Here is a 15,390-nt window from a genome sequence, read left to right on the forward strand (position 1 = left end):
GCGGCGTGACGCTGTCCTACGCCTGTCCCGGCCCCGGTTGCTGAACCGCTCGACGAGCAGCAGACCGGGGAGGCCAACTCGATGGGCAGCGTCCAGATCGTCACCACGATCCTCGCGGCTGGCATCACCGCCGTGGCGGTGTGGCTGGCGGTGCGCGCGGTCATGAAGATGACGGCCGTCATCCGGCTGGGGCAACCCGCTCCGGAGCGGTTCGCCGACAAGGGCGCCCGCACCAGGAAGATGCTGGTGGAGACCGCCGGCCACACCCGGATGCTCAAATGGGGTGTGGTGGGTGCCGCCCACTGGTTCGTGATGGTCGGCTTCATCGTGCTGTCGCTGCTGGTGCTCGAGGCGTACTTCGAGGTCGTCACGCCGACCGGTGGTCTGCCGATCGTCGGGCACTGGACCGTCTTCGGGCTGGCCACCGAGATCATCACCGTGTTGGGGCTGGTCGGCATCCTGGTGCTGATGGCGATCCGGCTGCGGAACCGGCCGAACCGGCCCGGCGGTCGCTCCCGCTTCACCGGCTCGACCATGTGGCAGGGCTACTTCGTCGAGTGGATCGTGCTGCTGGTCCTGATCTTCGGCCTGGTGATCCGGGGCTTCAAGGTCGCCACCGACCACTTCGAGTACCCGGTCTGGGCGACCCCGGTCAGCCACGCGGTCGGCGCGATCCTTCCGGACTGGTCGGACGGCGCGAGCGTCGCCGCGCTCATCAAGATCGTCATCTCGATGACCTGGCTGATCGTCATCTCGCTGAACGTCACCATGGGCGTCGCCTGGCACCGCTTCCTGGCGTTCCCCAACATCTTCTTCAAGCGCGACCCGGAGAAGCCGGCCGGCTCCGGTCTTGGCCCGCTGCGTCCGATGACCAGCCAGGGCAAGCCGCTCGACTTCGAGGAGGCCGACCCGGAGAAGGACCAGTTCGGCGTCGCCCAGGTCGAGCAGTTCACCTGGAAGGGCCTGCTGGACTTCAGCACCTGCACGGAGTGCGGCCGCTGCCAGTCGCAGTGCCCCGCCTGGAACACCGGCAAGCCGCTGTCGCCGAAGCTGCTCGTGCTCAGCCTGCGCGACCACGCGTACGCGAAGGCGCCCTACCTGCTGGCCGGCGGCGGCAAGGACCTCACGGGCGAGGAGAAGGCCACCCAGGCGCAGCTCGCGCACCTGGACGTGCTGTCGCTCGCCGAGGGTGACAAGCCGCTGATCGGCACGGCCGAGGAGGGCGGGGTCATCGACCCGGACGTCCTCTGGTCCTGCACCACCTGCGGCGCCTGCGTCGAGCAGTGCCCGGTGGACATCGAGCACGTGGACCACATCGTCGACATGCGGCGCTACCAGGTGCTCATCGAATCGAGCTTCCCCTCCGAGGCCGGCGTGATGCTGCGCAACCTGGAGAACAAGGGCAACCCGTGGGGTGCGCCGCAGAACACCCGCGAGGACTGGACCAAGGGCCTCGACTTCGAGGTGCCCCGGGTCGGCGAGGTGGACGACTTCGAGTACCTGTTCTGGGTCGGCTGCGCCGGCGCGTTCGAGGACCGGGCCAAGAAGACCACCCGCGCGGTCGCCACCCTGCTCAACGAGGCCGGCGTGAGCTTCGCGATCCTCGGCGAAGGCGAGACGTGCTCCGGCGACCCGGCCCGCCGGATCGGCAACGAGTTCGTCTTTCAGATGCTCGCCCAGCAGAACGTCGAGACGCTCAACGAGGCGTTCGAGGGCCGCGAGAAGACCAAGCGCAGGATCGTCGCCACCTGCCCGCACTGCTTCAACACCCTGGGCAACGAGTACGGCCAGCTCGGCGGCGAGTTCGAGGTGGTACACCACACCCAACTGCTGGCCCACCTGGTCTCCACCGGCAAGCTGACCCCGGTGCAGCCGGTCGACGGCGGTGTCACCTACCACGACCCCTGCTACCTGGGCCGGCACAACCGGGTCTTCGCCGCCCCCCGCGAGGTGCTGGGCGACTCCATCCAGGGCGAGCTGACCGAGATGCCGCGCAACAGCGAGCGCTCCTTCTGCTGCGGTGCCGGCGGCGCCCGGATGTGGATGGAAGAGAAGATCGGCAAGCGGATCAACGTGGACCGGGTCGAGGAGGCCATGGCCACCGGGGCGAAGACGGTAGCCGTCGGCTGCCCGTTCTGCTCGACCATGCTCAACGACGGCGTCAACGGCAAGGGCGCCGGCGAGCAGGTCGAGGTCATCGACGTGGCGAGCGTCCTGCTGCGCTCGGTCAAGCCCGAGCAGCCGCGCGGCGACAAGGAGTCGACGCCGGTCGCGGGCTGAGGCGTACACCCCGGTTCCGAACATCGGTGGCGGCGGCCCGCAGGGGCCGTCGCCGCCGTGCAAGAATCTCGCCGAGGTGAGGGGACATCGACGGCCTGCTCTTGATGACGCTGCTGCCGCTGGTCGGGTTCGTTGCGCTGACCGCCGGCAACGCGTTCTTCGTCGCGGCCGAGTTCGCCCTGGTCACGGTCGACCGCGCGGAGATCGACCGGCGGGCCGCCGCCGGCGACGAGGCTGCCCGGACGGTACGCGCCGCGTTGCGCGAGCTGTCCTTCCAGCTCTCCGGGGCGCAGCTCGGCATCACCATCACCGCCCTGCTCACCGGCTACCTGGCCGAACCGGCGCTGGCCCGGATCTTCACCCCGCTGCTGCGTCCCGTGGCCGGGGAGAACACCGAGCGCTTCACCCCGTTCCTGGCGCTGGCCCTGGCGACGCTCCTGTCCATGCTCTTCGGTGAGCTGGTGCCCAAGAACGCGGCGCTGGCCCGGCCGATGCCCGCCGCGCTGGCCACCGCCGGGCCGATGCACACCTTCTCCCGGACGTTCGGCTGGTTGATCCGGGGCCTGAACGGTTCGGCGAACCGGCTGGTCCGTGCGCTCGGCGTGGAGCCGCAGGAGGAGTTGGCGAGCGCCCGCTCGCCGGAGGAACTGGGGCTGCTCGCCGCCATCTCGGCCCGCGCGGGCGCGCTGCCGCCGGACACGGCGATGCTGCTGCGTCGCACCATCCGGTTCGGCGACAAGCGGGCGGCCGAGGCCATGACCCCGCGCGTCGACGTGGTCGCGCTGCGGGCCACCGCCACGGTGGCCGAGCTGCTGGAGGAGTCCCGGCGGACGGGACGGACCCGCTTCCCCGTGTACGAGGAGACCCTCGACCTCGTCACCGGCGTGGCGGGCGTGCCGGACGCGCTGGGCGTGCCGCTGGCCGCGCGGGCGTCGACGGTGGTGGCAGCGGTGGCCCGTGAGCCGGTGTACGTGCCGGAGAGCCTGGACCTGGACGGCGTGCTGGCGGCGTTGAAGGCGGCCGGGGCCGACCTGGCGATCGTCGTCGACGAGTACGGCGGCACCGACGGCGTGGTGACGATCGAGGACCTCGTCGAGGAGTTGGTGGGCGAGATCGCCGACGAGTTCGACCCGGCCAGCGTGGACGACGTCGAGCCGTTCGAGCTGACCGTTCCGGGCGGCGAGCGCACGGTGTTGGTCGACGGGGTGCTGCGCTCCGACGAGTTGGTCGAGCAGACGGGCTTCCGGCTGCCCGAGGGGCCGTACGAGACGCTGGCCGGGTTCCTGCTGGCGCGGCTCGGGCACATTCCGCTGCCCGGCGAGACGGTCGACGCCGACGGCTGGGAGTTCACCGTGGTGGAGGTGGAGCGGCACCGGATCGAGCAGGTCCGGGTGCTGCGACCGGCGGAGCCGGACGCCGATGACTGAGCTGCTGGTGGCCGTGCTGCTGCTGCTCGGCAACGGCTTCTTCGTGGGTAGCGAGTTCGCGCTCATCGCGTCCCGTCGGACGATGATCGAGCCGTTGGCGGCCGGTTCGAAGCGAGCCCGCTGGGCGTTGTCGGCGATGAACCAGATCCCGCTGATGATCGCCGGCGCGCAGCTCGGCATCACGGTCTGTTCGCTGGGCCTCGGCGCGATCGCCGAGCCGGCGTTGGCCCATCTGCTCGAGTCGCCGTTCCACGCCGTCGGTCTGCCCGAGCGGGCGGTGCACCCGGTGGCGTTCGTGCTCGCGCTCGGTGTCGTCGTCTTCCTGCACACCGTGGTCGGCGAGATGGTGCCCAAGAACATCACGCTGGCCGGTCCGGAGGTCTCCGCGCTCTGGCTGGGCCCGGCCATGCTGGCGTTCTGCGTGGCCACCAAGCCGCTGCTGCTGGCGATGAAGTGGGCGGCCCGCCGGGTGCTGGCCCTGTGGCGGATCGAGGCGACGGAGGCCGTGAAGACGGTGTTCACGGCCGAGGAGCTGGCGGGCCTGGTGTCGCAGGCGCGTACGGAGGGGCTGCTCGACGCCGAGGAGCACGCCCGCATCACCGGCGCTCTGGCCCTGCACACCCGTACGGCGGCGGACGCCCTGCAACCGTGGTCGACGGTGACGACGGTCGCCGAGGACGTCTCACCGGCGTCGCTGGAGGTGTTGGCGACCCGTACCGGCCGGTCCCGGTTTCCGGTGGTGCAGCGGTCCACCCGGCGGGTGCTGGGTTTCGTGCACGTCAAGGACGTGCTCGGGTACGCCGGGCAGGGTCGCCGCGCGCCTGTGCCGGAGGCGGTGTACCGGCCGTTGGCGGTGGTCCCGCCGGACCGCACGCTCGCCGACCTGCTGCTGGCCATGCGCCGGGAACGGCGGCACATGGTGCTGGTCAGCGACGGACGCCGACCTCTCGGTGTGGTGACGCTCGATGATGTATTGACCGCAATCGTTGGTTAATTGACCAACACCCTTGGTGTGCAAGTGGTTGCGCGACAGTGACGGTGACACGGCTCGCCTTGAATTCGGTCCGGCGCTTCCCTAATGTGGTGCACCGACCGCTGTGGGTCGTCTGCCTCGGCCCTTCCCTCACGCGAGGCGCCCGGCGGTCGGTTGCAAAGGAGTCGGTGCCGGTGGCAACCATGCCCCTTCATCGTCACGCACCAGGGTCGCCCGTTCGACCGCGTGGTCTGCGCAGGGTCGCACGTCGCCTGATCGTGCTGGTCGCCGCCGCCGCGGTCGGTGCCGGCATGATCGCCGTGCCGGCGCAGGCCGAGCCGACGGTCGACGAGATCGAGGCGCAGATCGACAAGAAGTGGGAGGAGTTGGAGCCCACGATCGAGAAGTACAACAAGGTGCGGGCGCAACTCGCCGTCAACCGCAAGAAGTCGTCCGAACTTCAGAAGAAGATCGAGCCGCTGGCCCTGCAGAGCGAGCTGGCACTCAACCGGGTCGGCGACCTCGCTTCCCGTTACTACATGTCGGGCCCCTCGCAGGAGATCGGCGCGCTGCTCGTCAGCGCCAAGCCGGACACGCTCACCGAGCAGCTCACCCTCCTCGACCGGCTCGCCTCTCAGGAGCGCAAGCAGGTCGAGGGTGTGCTCGCCGTCCGGGCCAAGTACGACGGCGAGAAGCAGAAGCTGGACGCCCTGATCGCCACCCAGACCAAGCAGCAGAACGAGCTGGCGTCCAAGAAGAAGCAGATCGACGCCGAGATCAAGAAGCTCGAAGCGTCGATGCCCAAGACCACGGTCAAGACCGCCGGTTGCCCGACCATCAACGGTGTGGTCTCCGCGGCGGCGCAGAAGGCGATCCGGACCGCGTGCCAGCAGGTCGGCGATCCGTACGTCTGGGGCGCCACCGGCCCGAACGCGTTCGACTGCTCGGGCCTGACCCAGTACGCCTACAAGTCGGCCGGGATCTACCTCACCCACCACACGGGTGATCAGTGGAACGAGGGCAAGGCCGTCTCGCGCGCCGACGCCCGTGCCGGTGACCTGGTCTTCTTCTACTCCGGGCTGAGCCATGTGGGGCTCTATCTGGGTAACAACCAGATGGTGCACGCGCCACGCGCCGGTAAACCGGTGCAGGTGTCCAGCATCAACACCATGCCGGTCGCCGGGTTCCGCCGACCTGGCTGATCCGCACCACGCACGACGACGGCCCCCGGTCACCTCGACCGGGGGCCGTCGTGGTTCCTCAGCGGGGTGCGCCCACCGGTGACGGCAGGAGCTGCACGTCGGCGAGGTCGACGTACATGACGCGGTGGCCGAACTGGATCTGCGCGTACCGGTTCTTGCCCCGGATCACCGTCCAGTCGCCGGGCGAGGAGCCGTCGAACGTGCTGGCCCGGTAGTACTCGCCGGGCAGCACCGCGCCGACGGCGTACCGCTGGCCGGCGGCGAGGGTGTACTGCAACGGTGAGATGGCCTGGTAGGGCACGCCGGCCGGGTAGGCCGCCTGCTCCGGGTACGCCCGCCCGTAGACGGGGATCGTGGCCCGGCCGGGTTTCGGGGTGACCACCATGCCGACGGTCCAGGTGGCCGTCGGCGCGGACGCCGGGTTGTGGAACCACGCCCGCTGCCCGAGGTACCAGATGGCCGTCCAGTCGCCCTGTCGACCGGCCAGCGCGTACGTCTGGCCGGCGGACGCGCGGGCCCCGTGGTCCGACACGTCCATCGTGTTCGGGGTGCCGTCGGGGCGCAGCGCGATGTCGTTGACCAGCGGCGCGTCCGGAGCCGGTGCGGTGCGTAGCACCACCGACGAGGATCCGCGTGGCGCGCACGGCGTCCCCGGGGTGACGCATCCGGTGAACGCCGGCTGGTTGGTCGCGTAGTCGGGGTCGATCCGGACCAGCCCGGTGGCCGGGGTGCCGGTGTCCAGCCGGGGGGCGTGCAGCAGGTCGAAGTAGTGCGTCCAGTCCCAGTAGGGTCCCGGGTCCCAGTGCATCCCGCGGACTGTCGACGCGGTCGTGCCGGGCACGTTGTCGTGGCCGATGATGTGCTGGCGGTCCAGCGGGATGCCCAGCCGCAGCGCGAGGTGCCGCACGAGCTTCGCCGAGGTCCGGTACATCGCCTCCGTGTACCAGGTGCCCTGCGCGGCGAAGCCCTCGTGTTCCAGCCCGATCGCCTTGGCGTTGACGTACCAGTTGCCGGCGTGCCAGGCGACGTCCTTGGTCTTGACGTGCTGGGCGATCTGTCCGTCCACCGACCGCAGCGAGTAGTGCCAGCTCACGTAGGTCGGGTCCTGGACGAGTTGCAGGGTGGTCGCCCAACTCGCCTCGGTGTCGTGGATGACGATGTACTCGATCTTCTGCCGGGCGGGCCGGTCGGACAGGTCGTGGTTGCCGTAGTCGCCGTCGCCGAACGCCGCGTAGGGTGCCGGGATCCACTCGCAGGACACGGTGCTCGGGCACTCCAACCCGTCCGGGCGGGCGAGCCGCCGCAGTCCCAGTCGGTCCAGCCAGGCCCGCTCGGGTCGTACCGCCCGGGCCGGCAGCGTGACCCGCTGACCGTCGTCGGTCACCCGCGTCTCGCCGGCGCCGATCGTGGTGAAGACCTCGTCGGCGAAGGCCGCGGCCGCATCGGCGCTGTCCGCGCCGGCATAGCGGGCCACCGCGCCGTACCAGGTGGCCGGGTCGGTGCCGGCTCCGACCGGGGCGCCGACCTCCCGTTGGTACGCGGCCAACAGCGCCGCCCCACCCCGGAGGTTCGTCGTCGGGTCGGTGCGCAGCGCCTCGGCGGTGGCACCGGTGAGCGCGGCGGCGGCGTCCACGGTCTGCAGCGCGGCGCTGGGCGGCGCGTCCCCGGTGGCGGGCGTCGGTGCGAGAGCACGACGGGACTCGTCGCCGCGCGGATCCTCTCCCGGGGCGTCGTGGTGACCGCGCCCGGGTAGGGCGGCCACCTGCCGGGCATCGGTCAGGTGCATCGGGCCGTAGCCGCCGCTGGTGCTCGGCGTGCCGGCGTTGCTGTCCCAGCGGGACTCCAGGTAGGAGACGCCGAGCAGTACGTCGATGGGTACGCCGTACTCGGTCGAGGCGGCGGCGTACTGCTGCTGGCGGTCGGCGGTGGGGGCCGCGGTGGCCGGGCCGGCGGGCAGCGGTACGGCCGCCGTGGCGGTGACGAGCGCGACGGCGAGCAGGGTCGGACGTTTCATCGAACCCCCTACATGTGAACTGGTGTCGGTGCGGTCACCCTCGTCCTGCCCGGGAGTCCGCGTCAATACCTTTCCATGTTTCGAAACGTACAGAAGGAAATCTTCACATCCGCTCGATGGCCCGCTGCAATCAGTACGGAGTGTCACGGCCGCACGGGTTGCGGATCGGTAACGGCCGTCTCTACTCTGGTCATTCGTCGGCCCGGTAGCAGGTCTGCCCACCCCGGGCGGTAACGGACCGACACCGCCGAGTCGCTCACGAGCGAGCCGGGGACCCAGGTTCCTCGGGGTGAATCCGCAGTTCCTGCGGTAGGGCGCCCACTTCCCGCCCGAACCCGTCAGCTAACCCGGTAGGCGGTCAGGAAGAAGGAGTACGGAACCCGGTGGCCCTTGAAGCCCCGCGGCCGTCGTCCGGACGGTCGGCTCCGGCCGACCCGACATCGACCGTGCCGCGTACACGCTGGTCCCGCTTCACCACCGCTCTCGCCGCCCTGGTCGGCGTCGCCGTCGTCCTGACGGGCAGCGCCACGGTGGCCCACGCCGATCCGTCCGTCGCCGAGATCGAACGCCAGATCGACGAGGACTGGAACAAGCTCGAACCGATCATCGAGCGGCACAACGCCACCCAGGCCGACCTGGCCCTCAAGCGCAAGCAGGCCGACGCGCTCGCCGCCCGCATCGGGCCGCTGGAGCGCCAGGTCGACGCCGCGATGGACAAGGTCAGCGCGCTGGCCGTCCGCGCGTACATGGGTGAGAACCTGTCGACCGTCAACACGATGCTCGGCAGCCGGTCGCCCAGCGAGATGGTCGGTCAGCTCGAAATGCTCGACCGCTTCGCCCACAACCAGCAGGAGGACGTCCGCCAGGTCGCCGACCTGCGCAACGAGCTGGCCCGGCAGAAGGCGCCGCTGGACGAGATGGTCGTCCAGCTGACCCGTACCGAGGCCCAGTTGGCGGCGAAGAAGAAGCAGATCAACGAGGAGATCGACCGGCTGCAGAAGCTGCGCCTCAAGGTGTACGGCAGCGGCGGCGGCGGTCCGCTGCGTCCCGCGCCCTGCCCGGCCAGCTACCCGGGTGGCGGCGCCGGCATCGCGGTCAAGTTCGCCTGCGCCCAGATCGGCAAGCCGTACGTGTGGGGCGCCGAGGGTCCGGAGTCGTACGACTGCTCCGGGCTGATGCTGGCCGCCTGGGCGAAGGCCGGTGTGTCGCTGCCGCACAACGCCGCTGCGCAGAGCCGGGTGACCAAGAACGTCAGCAAGGGCGACCTGCGCCCCGGTGACCTGGTCTTCTACTACAGCGACATCCACCACGTCGGCATGTACGTCGGCAACGGCTGGGTGGTGCACGCCTCCCAGGCCGGTGTGCCCGTCAAGATGAAGAGGGTCGACGACGGGCCCATCCACAGCTACGGCCGCCCCGGCTGACCGGAGCGGGACGCAGTCAGGCCCGTCGCGATCCGCTCGCGGCGGGCCTGCGTCGTCTCCTAACGGGTCGGCCAGGCGCGCCAGTTCTGCCAGGAACGACTCGGCGTCGGCCCCCGCTGACCCTGGTAACGCGACCCGTAGACCACCGAGCCGTACGGGTGCTCGGCCGGCGACGAGAGCCGAAAGATGCAGAGCTGACCGATCTTCATGCCCGGCCAGAGGGTGATCGGCAGGTTCGCCACGTTGGACAGCTCCAGCGTGACGTGCCCGGAGAAGCCCGGATCGATGAACCCGGCGGTGGAGTGGGTGAGCAGGCCGAGGCGACCCAGTGAGCTCTTCCCCTCCAGTCGGCCGGCGAGCTGGTCGCCGAGCGAGATCACCTCCAGCGTCGAGGCGAGCACGAACTCTCCCGGGTGCAGCACGAACGGCTCGCCGTCGGGCACCTCGACCACCGAGGTCAGGTCGTCCTGCTGCATGGCCGGATCGATGTGGGTGTAGAGATGGTTGTTGAAGACCCGGAACAGCCGGTCGAGTCGTACGTCGATGCTGGAGGGTTGGACCAGGGTGGGCTCGAACGGCTCCAGGCCCAGCGTGCCGGCCTTGATCTCGGAGACCAGGTCACGGTCGGAGAGCAGCATCGGACCACCATAGCGAGGTGGGCGGTGACCAGCGTGTCGAGGTCGCTCCTCGTACATTTGTTCGATAGAATGCTCGCATGGCTTCCTGGTCCGATTTCGCCGCCGACGAGCCCCACCTCGCCGACGGCATCCGCGTTCTCCTGCAGCAGTACGGGCCGGGCTTCGGCTATCTGGCCACGGTCCGTGCCGACGGTGGGCCCCGGGTGCATCCGGTCTCCCCGGTCATCACCGACGAGGGTCTCTTCTGCTTCATCATCGACTCGCCGAAGCGCCGGGACCTCGAACGGGACGGCCGATACGCGCTGCACTCGTTCCCTCCGGAGGAGAGCGACGACGAGGCGTACGTGGCGGGCCACGCCTGGCCGGTCACCGATCCGGTCCGGGTCGCCCGGCTGGCACAGAGCGCCCGGGCCGAGCCGAGGGCCGACTGGCGGCTGTTCGAGTTCACCGTCGACGTGGCGATGCTGACCCGTCGCGACCAGCACGGCCTGGGCATCGCCGTGGGGCGCCCGGCCGTTCAGGTCTGGCTCGATCCGCAGACCCCGCCCGCGGCGGCCGCGCCATCCCCCGTACCGCAGACGCGCCCGACCCGTCGCAGCCGCGACGTCCAGTGCACGGCCGCCTGACCACGGCCCTGGGGGCAGATACGCCGGTGCCGGCTCCGTCGACGACGGAGCCGGCACCTGGTGTACGCGGGGAGAGCTAGGCCGCGCGGTACGCGTTCCACGCGGTCAGCATGCGGCTCGCCTGCCCGGTGGTGAACTGGTACATGCACGAGTCGTAGGTGTAGTCCATGAAGTTGGTGATCGGGTCCAGGCCGGCCGCCGAGCAGGTGTTCCGGCCGGTCGGGCACTCGTACGCGGGCGACGCCTCGGCCGGGGTGTCGCTGACGCCGTCACCCGAGCCGCCGCAGCCACCCTGGAAGGTGTGGTAGAGGTTCAGCCAGTGGCCGACCTCGTGGGTGCCGGTGTCGCCCTGGTTGTAGTTGGTGGCGGTGCCGCCCGGCAGCGACTCGCCGAGAACGACGACGCCGTCGGTGCTGCTGAGCTTCCGCTGCGGGAAGGTCGCCCAGCCCAGCAGGTCGTCGCTCAGTTCGCCGAGGTAGATGTTGAGCGTGTTCTTGCCGCCGACCCGCAGTGCGGACTTCATCGACCGCTCCGCCGACGAGCCGTAGACGATCGGGTACCAGGACGGGTTCGTCACCCGGTTGATCGAGTCGAGTCGGAAGGCGAACGCGGTGGCCGCGCCGCCGGTCCCGCCCGCGTAGGCCTGGTTCAGCACGCTGATCTGCGAGGTGATCATCGAGTCGGGGATGTTGCCGCCGGCCCGGGTGCTGTTCTCCTGGATCACGTGCACCACCACCGGAATGGTGACGGTGGCGGCCAGCGTCGTGGCACCCGCGCCGGCCCGGTAGTTGGCGCGCTCACGCAACGCCGCCGCGAGGTCGGCGTCCCGCTCACGGACCTGCTTGGCGGTCAGCTCGTTGGGCTCGTGGAGGGCGGGGGCACCGGGCTTCGCCCGGGCGTTGGCGTGACTGTCGGCCGGCTCCGCGCAGGTGCCACCCGGTGCCGCGGAGAAGGCCGAAGCGGCCGGAACGACGCCCACCGCAGCGGTGCTGAGCAGCAGCGCGAGGGTCGTCGACGCGACGCCGGCGACACGCCGGGTCAGCAGGTTGGGACGGAGTCCCATGGGCCCACCTCTTTCTGGCGGCGCGGCAGGGGGTATGTCACGCCGTGGCTGGGAACGTGTGGCAGACGTTACAACTCATCGACGCATTTGAGAACGACCATATGTTGCCGTCTGGAAACTTCTTCGGGGGTGAACGGGGGCGGTCGGCGCGTGGGGGTGGCTGGGTGCATGGCTGCGACGACTCGGGTACAGTGGTGCCGCCTGCGGGTGTAGTTCAATGGCAGAACATCAGCTTCCCAAGCTGACAGTGCGGGTTCGATTCCCGTCACCCGCTCCACGATCGAAGGCCCTGGTCGGGACAATCGTCCCGCCAGGGCCTTCGTGGATCAAGGGCCTTCTGCGTCCGTTATGAGCTGCGGTGCTTCGCCCACTCGCCGGTCCACGCCGCGAGATCGTGCACCCATCCGTCTGTGCTCTGTCCGGCCTTGACCTCCCACTTCGCGGCGTTCAGCGCAGCGAAGTCGTCGAGGGTGTCGCGCCCGACCGAGGTCCAGGCGGGGAACTGCGCCAACCACTTCTCGGCCTGGGCGGGGCTGTGACCACTGCCGATCAGCCACTGCACGAGCAGAGCCAGCTCAACCCACGCAGCGGCCTCGGTCGTCCATGCCCAGTCGACGACGCGTATCCCTGCCGGAGTGAGGATGAGGTTGGTCGGGTTGATGTCGGAGTGAACGAGCATCCGGCCTTCCATCTCGGGCAACGCGAATCCGAGTCGTCCGGCCGGGGTGAACCAGGTCCCGGGCGGGGCCGGGGTGCCCTGGAGCGCTTTCAGGGTCACCCGGAGCAGGTCCAGATCTGGACTTCCGGGAGACAGGTCGGGGTGAGGGCCGTCAAGCTCTCGCTGTGCGGAGATGCGTTCCCCGCGCCGGTTGTGCTCGGTGCGCCCGGGTGGCTGCCGGTTGGCCAGGACGGCGGCCAGCGGGAATCTAGGCGCCGCTGTTCGACGTCGCGGGCTCGACGATCGGCTTGCGGAACGGTCCCCATGCCACGAACCGGTCGAACAGGGCTCGCGGGCTCGGCCCGTCGTGCGGGTTGAGGTGGTAGAGGTCGCGCATCGCCTCGTACAGCAGCCCAGCCAGGTAGATCGACAGGCTCGGCATCTTGCTCTCGTACTCGGCTTTGAGCATGAGTCGTGCCGTCGCACACGGCCACGGCTGACCGTCGGCGCGGCACGCCCAGTGCGGTCGTAGCGGCGTGTGCGGCAGGGCTTGGCCGTGCCGGCGCGGACGGTCCGCGACCGGCCCTCGCTCGGGGACGGAAACCTGCCCGGAGATCATTCCCGACCCCCGTTTGCCCGGAACTCCTGAGCCCGGGTCAGGCGACCCACCCGGCCGACCTCGTCAATCCGGAACGCCTCGGTATGCGCCGTGACCCAGGCCGGAAGTCGCGGGGCAGAACGAGGTGCAGGCACCTTCGGGACAGGGTTTCTGCGCCACAACGAGAAACGCACGGTGCCTCCTTCGCGCTGTCGTCTTGGGAAGGGGGCCGCCCCGTAAGTGCTCGCCGGACAGGGCGGCCCCGGTACGAACACGTCCGCCGGGTTCGGGTCCCTGCCGGCCGTGCCGTCTGATTCCAGCCTGCGATGACAGGACTACGCTGGGAAGTAGGTCGATGCTTTCAGCGGCTTTCAGCAGGGGGACCCGTGGAAGATCTAGGCGGGCAGTTGCGTCAAGCTCGCACCGAGGCCGGCGTTTCGCTCGCCTCGGTGGCGGCGCGGTCGTGCTACTCGGCTTCGCATTTGAGCAACGTCGAGGCAGGACGACGGACCGCTACGCCTGACATCGTTCTCGCCTACGCGCGGGCACTCGGGGAGGGTGACGTGAACCGTCGACAGGTGCTCGGGCTCGCGGCGGGTGCCGTCGGCCCCGTAGTAGCCGGTGAGCTGATCCGGGCCGGCTTCAGCGCAGCCCTTGATGGGCGAGGGGCCGAGGAGGACTGGCGCGAGCGAGTCGACCAATACGGGCGGGACTACATGGCCGTAGGCGCGGCGGCACTTCAGGCGCGGCTCGCGAGCGACCTCGTGATTCTTCAGCAGCACCTCGACACACCGCGCATGTGGACGCACGCAGCGCGAGCGCTCGTGACCTATGGCAAGACCACGTCCAATCCCGCCGAGGCAATCCGCTGGTACGACCTCGCGGCAACGGCCGCTGACCGCTCCGACGACCTCGGTGTGCGCGTGTGGGTACGCGGAAGGGCTGCTATAGCCCTTGGCTACGAAGGGGCATCGCTGGCCACCGCCCGGCGCTATGCCGAACAGGCCATCGCGCTGTCCGACCGGCCGTCACTCGGGCGCGTTCAGGCCCTCATGGCGCAGGCGCACGTCGCAGCCGGGCGTGGCGACGAGGATGGGGCGATCTTGCACGACACCGAGGCTCGACGGGTTTTCGATCACGTTGCGTCGCCCGACGGTGAAGTCTCGGATACCGCCGTGCCGCCGTGGCGCATGGCGACCTTCCGCAGCATGTTGTACGCCCGCCTCGGCATGCTCGGACCGGGCAGCGAGGCACAGCAGGAGGCCGACCGGACGCGGCCGGCGGGTTTACCCCGATTCGCGACGCACATCGAGCTGCACCGGGGCTTGACGATGGCAAAAGCTGGCGACCGGGTCGGCGGGGTCGTCTACGCCCGCCAGGCGTGGGAAGCCCTCCCAGCCGAACGCCGGTCGCAGAGCCTTGCCCTGATGCTCCGCGAGGTCGAGCGTGCCGGTGGTGGCCACCGGCGCGGAAACGAGAGCACCATCGCGGCCGGCTGAACGTCAGTCGGTCGGCGTGCGGCCTGGAGGAGCGGTCCGTCCGGGATGGCAGCGGCTGCTGAGTCCCGCGCTGGGGTCACCGCCTCACCGCCTCCAAAACAGCAGGTGGGTTATGCAAGGGTCGGCGGGCGCTGACGAAGGTTGCGTGCGGGCGAGTGTCGCCAGCGGTGAGGGCATCCTTCAACGCTTCCCACGCCTCGTCCGCGGTGAAGTCAACACGCAGGACCAGCGACGTCAGGTCATCGGGTGGGGGCAGAGGCCCGTCCCCGCTACTTCTCGGCGGCTTCATGCGCGCCCAAGGGGAACTCGCAGACGGTACGCCAAGGTCTCAGCCCCGGCGTGCCGGCGATGAGGCGAACCATGTCGACGGCCGCGCGGATCGGCAGCTGTGCCGAGACGGTCTCCGCGGCGTGGCTCAATGTGGGCTTGGGGGCGTCCTGGCCGAAGGTCAGGTGCGGCACCACATCGGTGTGCGCCCCGGCATAGGGGGCGGTCTCGGGAAACCGCCGCCACACCGCCGTGGTGAGGTTCACGAACGGGCGGTCCGGCTGCGGTGCGAGCCACACGACCGTGTCGCCGAACCAGCCGATGTGCGTCAGCGCGACGTCGAACCGCGGTGTACCGGCAATGGTCTCGCTCAGCACGGTCAGGACCTGATCGTCGATCTGTTGTGGCGCTAGAAACGGGTGGAGAACGGTGACGTGTGCCGGCACGCCCCAGGAGGCCGCCGGGTCGAGAGAGTCCCGAAACCGGCCTACCGCTTCCTCGGCCTCGGGTATCGGCACGATGAGCGCCGTCTGTGTCGGGTCCATCCCGGAAGTCTTCCGATGATGGCCGGTGCTCGTCTACCCGCAGCCGCAGATTGCAGATCTTGGACAGTTTCCGTTGAGTCAGGCGGGCTCAACCGGTGGTTGCAACATTCAGGAGTTGGGCCATTTTTTCGCCGGGGGTGGCCCAGCTCAGGGTCATGCGGGGGCGGTCGTTGAGT

The 15,390-nt window shown here is 69.9% G+C and carries 13 protein-coding genes, 1 tRNA gene and 1 riboswitch; of the genes, 8 read left to right on the forward strand and 6 right to left on the reverse strand.

Features of this window, described 5'->3' with window-relative positions; genetic code table 11:
• Positions 1 to 81: 81 nt before the first annotated feature.
• From ACIA3K_RS23250 to ACIA3K_RS23265, 4 genes are all read left to right on the forward strand, one after another.
• Positions 82 to 2,280 carry a (Fe-S)-binding protein gene (locus tag ACIA3K_RS23250; protein ID WP_396803643.1) on the forward strand — a complete coding sequence of 733 codons (2,199 nt, stop codon included), beginning with the start codon at positions 82 to 84 and terminating at the stop codon, positions 2,278 to 2,280.
• 104 nt (positions 2,281 to 2,384) lie between these two features.
• Positions 2,385 to 3,707, forward strand: coding sequence for a hemolysin family protein (locus tag ACIA3K_RS23255; protein ID WP_396803645.1), 1,323 nt, complete (start codon positions 2,385 to 2,387; stop codon positions 3,705 to 3,707).
• Positions 3,700 to 4,701: a hemolysin family protein gene (locus ACIA3K_RS23260; protein ID WP_396803647.1), complete on the forward strand. Its 1,002-nt coding sequence runs from the start codon at positions 3,700 to 3,702 to the stop codon at positions 4,699 to 4,701. Before ACIA3K_RS23255 ends, ACIA3K_RS23260 begins: the two co-directional genes overlap by 8 nt.
• A 167-nt stretch (positions 4,702 to 4,868) precedes the next feature.
• Complete coding sequence (locus ACIA3K_RS23265; RefSeq protein ID WP_396803649.1) at positions 4,869 to 5,882, forward strand: NlpC/P60 family protein; 1,014 nt, start codon at positions 4,869 to 4,871, stop codon at positions 5,880 to 5,882.
• Between the two features lie 58 nt (positions 5,883 to 5,940).
• On the opposite strand, the gene ACIA3K_RS23270 is transcribed toward ACIA3K_RS23265, so the two are convergent.
• Entirely contained in the window at positions 5,941 to 7,896 is a 1,956-nt protein-coding gene (locus ACIA3K_RS23270) for an N-acetylmuramoyl-L-alanine amidase (RefSeq protein ID WP_396803651.1), read from the reverse strand.
• A 235-nt stretch (positions 7,897 to 8,131) separates the two neighbouring features.
• Positions 8,132 to 8,267: riboswitch (cyclic di-AMP (ydaO/yuaA leader) on the forward strand.
• Between the two features lie 75 nt (positions 8,268 to 8,342).
• On the opposite strand from ACIA3K_RS23270, the gene ACIA3K_RS23275 reads away from it, so the two are divergent.
• Positions 8,343 to 9,320 carry an NlpC/P60 family protein gene (locus ACIA3K_RS23275; RefSeq protein WP_396803653.1) on the forward strand — a complete coding sequence of 326 codons (978 nt, stop codon included), beginning with the start codon at positions 8,343 to 8,345 and terminating at the stop codon, positions 9,318 to 9,320.
• 59 nt (positions 9,321 to 9,379) lie between these two features.
• Here ACIA3K_RS23275 and dcd read toward each other — a convergent pair whose 3' ends face one another.
• Positions 9,380 to 9,958, reverse strand: a complete 579-nt coding sequence (gene dcd / locus ACIA3K_RS23280) for a dCTP deaminase (protein ID WP_266247661.1) — start codon at positions 9,956 to 9,958, stop codon at positions 9,380 to 9,382.
• Positions 9,959 to 10,035: 77 nt separating this feature from the next.
• On the opposite strand from dcd, the gene ACIA3K_RS23285 reads away from it, so the two are divergent.
• Positions 10,036 to 10,584, forward strand: a complete 549-nt coding sequence (locus ACIA3K_RS23285; protein WP_396803655.1) for a pyridoxamine 5'-phosphate oxidase family protein — start codon at positions 10,036 to 10,038, stop codon at positions 10,582 to 10,584.
• 76 nt (positions 10,585 to 10,660) lie between these two features.
• Here the strand turns inward: ACIA3K_RS23285 and ACIA3K_RS23290 are convergent, their stop codons facing one another.
• Positions 10,661 to 11,647 (reverse strand): zinc metalloprotease, encoded by a 987-nt coding sequence (locus tag ACIA3K_RS23290; protein ID WP_396803657.1) that lies wholly within the window; start codon positions 11,645 to 11,647, stop codon positions 10,661 to 10,663.
• A gap of 203 nt (positions 11,648 to 11,850) precedes the next feature.
• Here ACIA3K_RS23290 and ACIA3K_RS23295 point away from each other — a divergent pair.
• A tRNA-Gly gene (locus ACIA3K_RS23295) sits at positions 11,851 to 11,924 on the forward strand.
• Positions 11,925 to 11,993: 69 nt separating this feature from the next.
• Here ACIA3K_RS23295 and ACIA3K_RS23300 read toward each other — a convergent pair.
• Entirely contained in the window at positions 11,994 to 12,425 is a 432-nt protein-coding gene (locus ACIA3K_RS23300; RefSeq protein ID WP_396803659.1) for a hypothetical protein, read from the reverse strand.
• A gap of 148 nt (positions 12,426 to 12,573) precedes the next feature.
• Complete coding sequence (locus ACIA3K_RS23305; RefSeq protein ID WP_396803661.1) at positions 12,574 to 12,924, reverse strand: hypothetical protein; 351 nt, start codon at positions 12,922 to 12,924, stop codon at positions 12,574 to 12,576.
• 365 nt (positions 12,925 to 13,289) lie between these two features.
• Between ACIA3K_RS23305 and ACIA3K_RS23310 the strand changes: the two genes are divergently transcribed.
• A complete protein-coding gene (locus ACIA3K_RS23310) occupies positions 13,290 to 14,402 on the forward strand; it encodes a helix-turn-helix domain-containing protein (protein WP_396803663.1) in 1,113 nt (370 codons plus the stop codon).
• Positions 14,403 to 14,671: 269 nt separating this feature from the next.
• Here the strand turns inward: ACIA3K_RS23310 and ACIA3K_RS23315 are convergent, their stop codons facing one another.
• The gene (locus ACIA3K_RS23315; RefSeq protein WP_396803665.1) at positions 14,672 to 15,214 is read right to left on the reverse strand and encodes a 2'-5' RNA ligase family protein; all 543 of its coding nucleotides are present in this window, start codon (positions 15,212 to 15,214) and stop codon (positions 14,672 to 14,674) included.
• Between the last annotated feature and the right edge of the window lie 176 nt (positions 15,215 to 15,390).

The sequence above is a fragment of the Micromonospora sp. NPDC051543 genome, from assembly GCF_044454415.1.
GTDB lineage: Bacteria > Actinomycetota > Actinomycetes > Mycobacteriales > Micromonosporaceae > Micromonospora.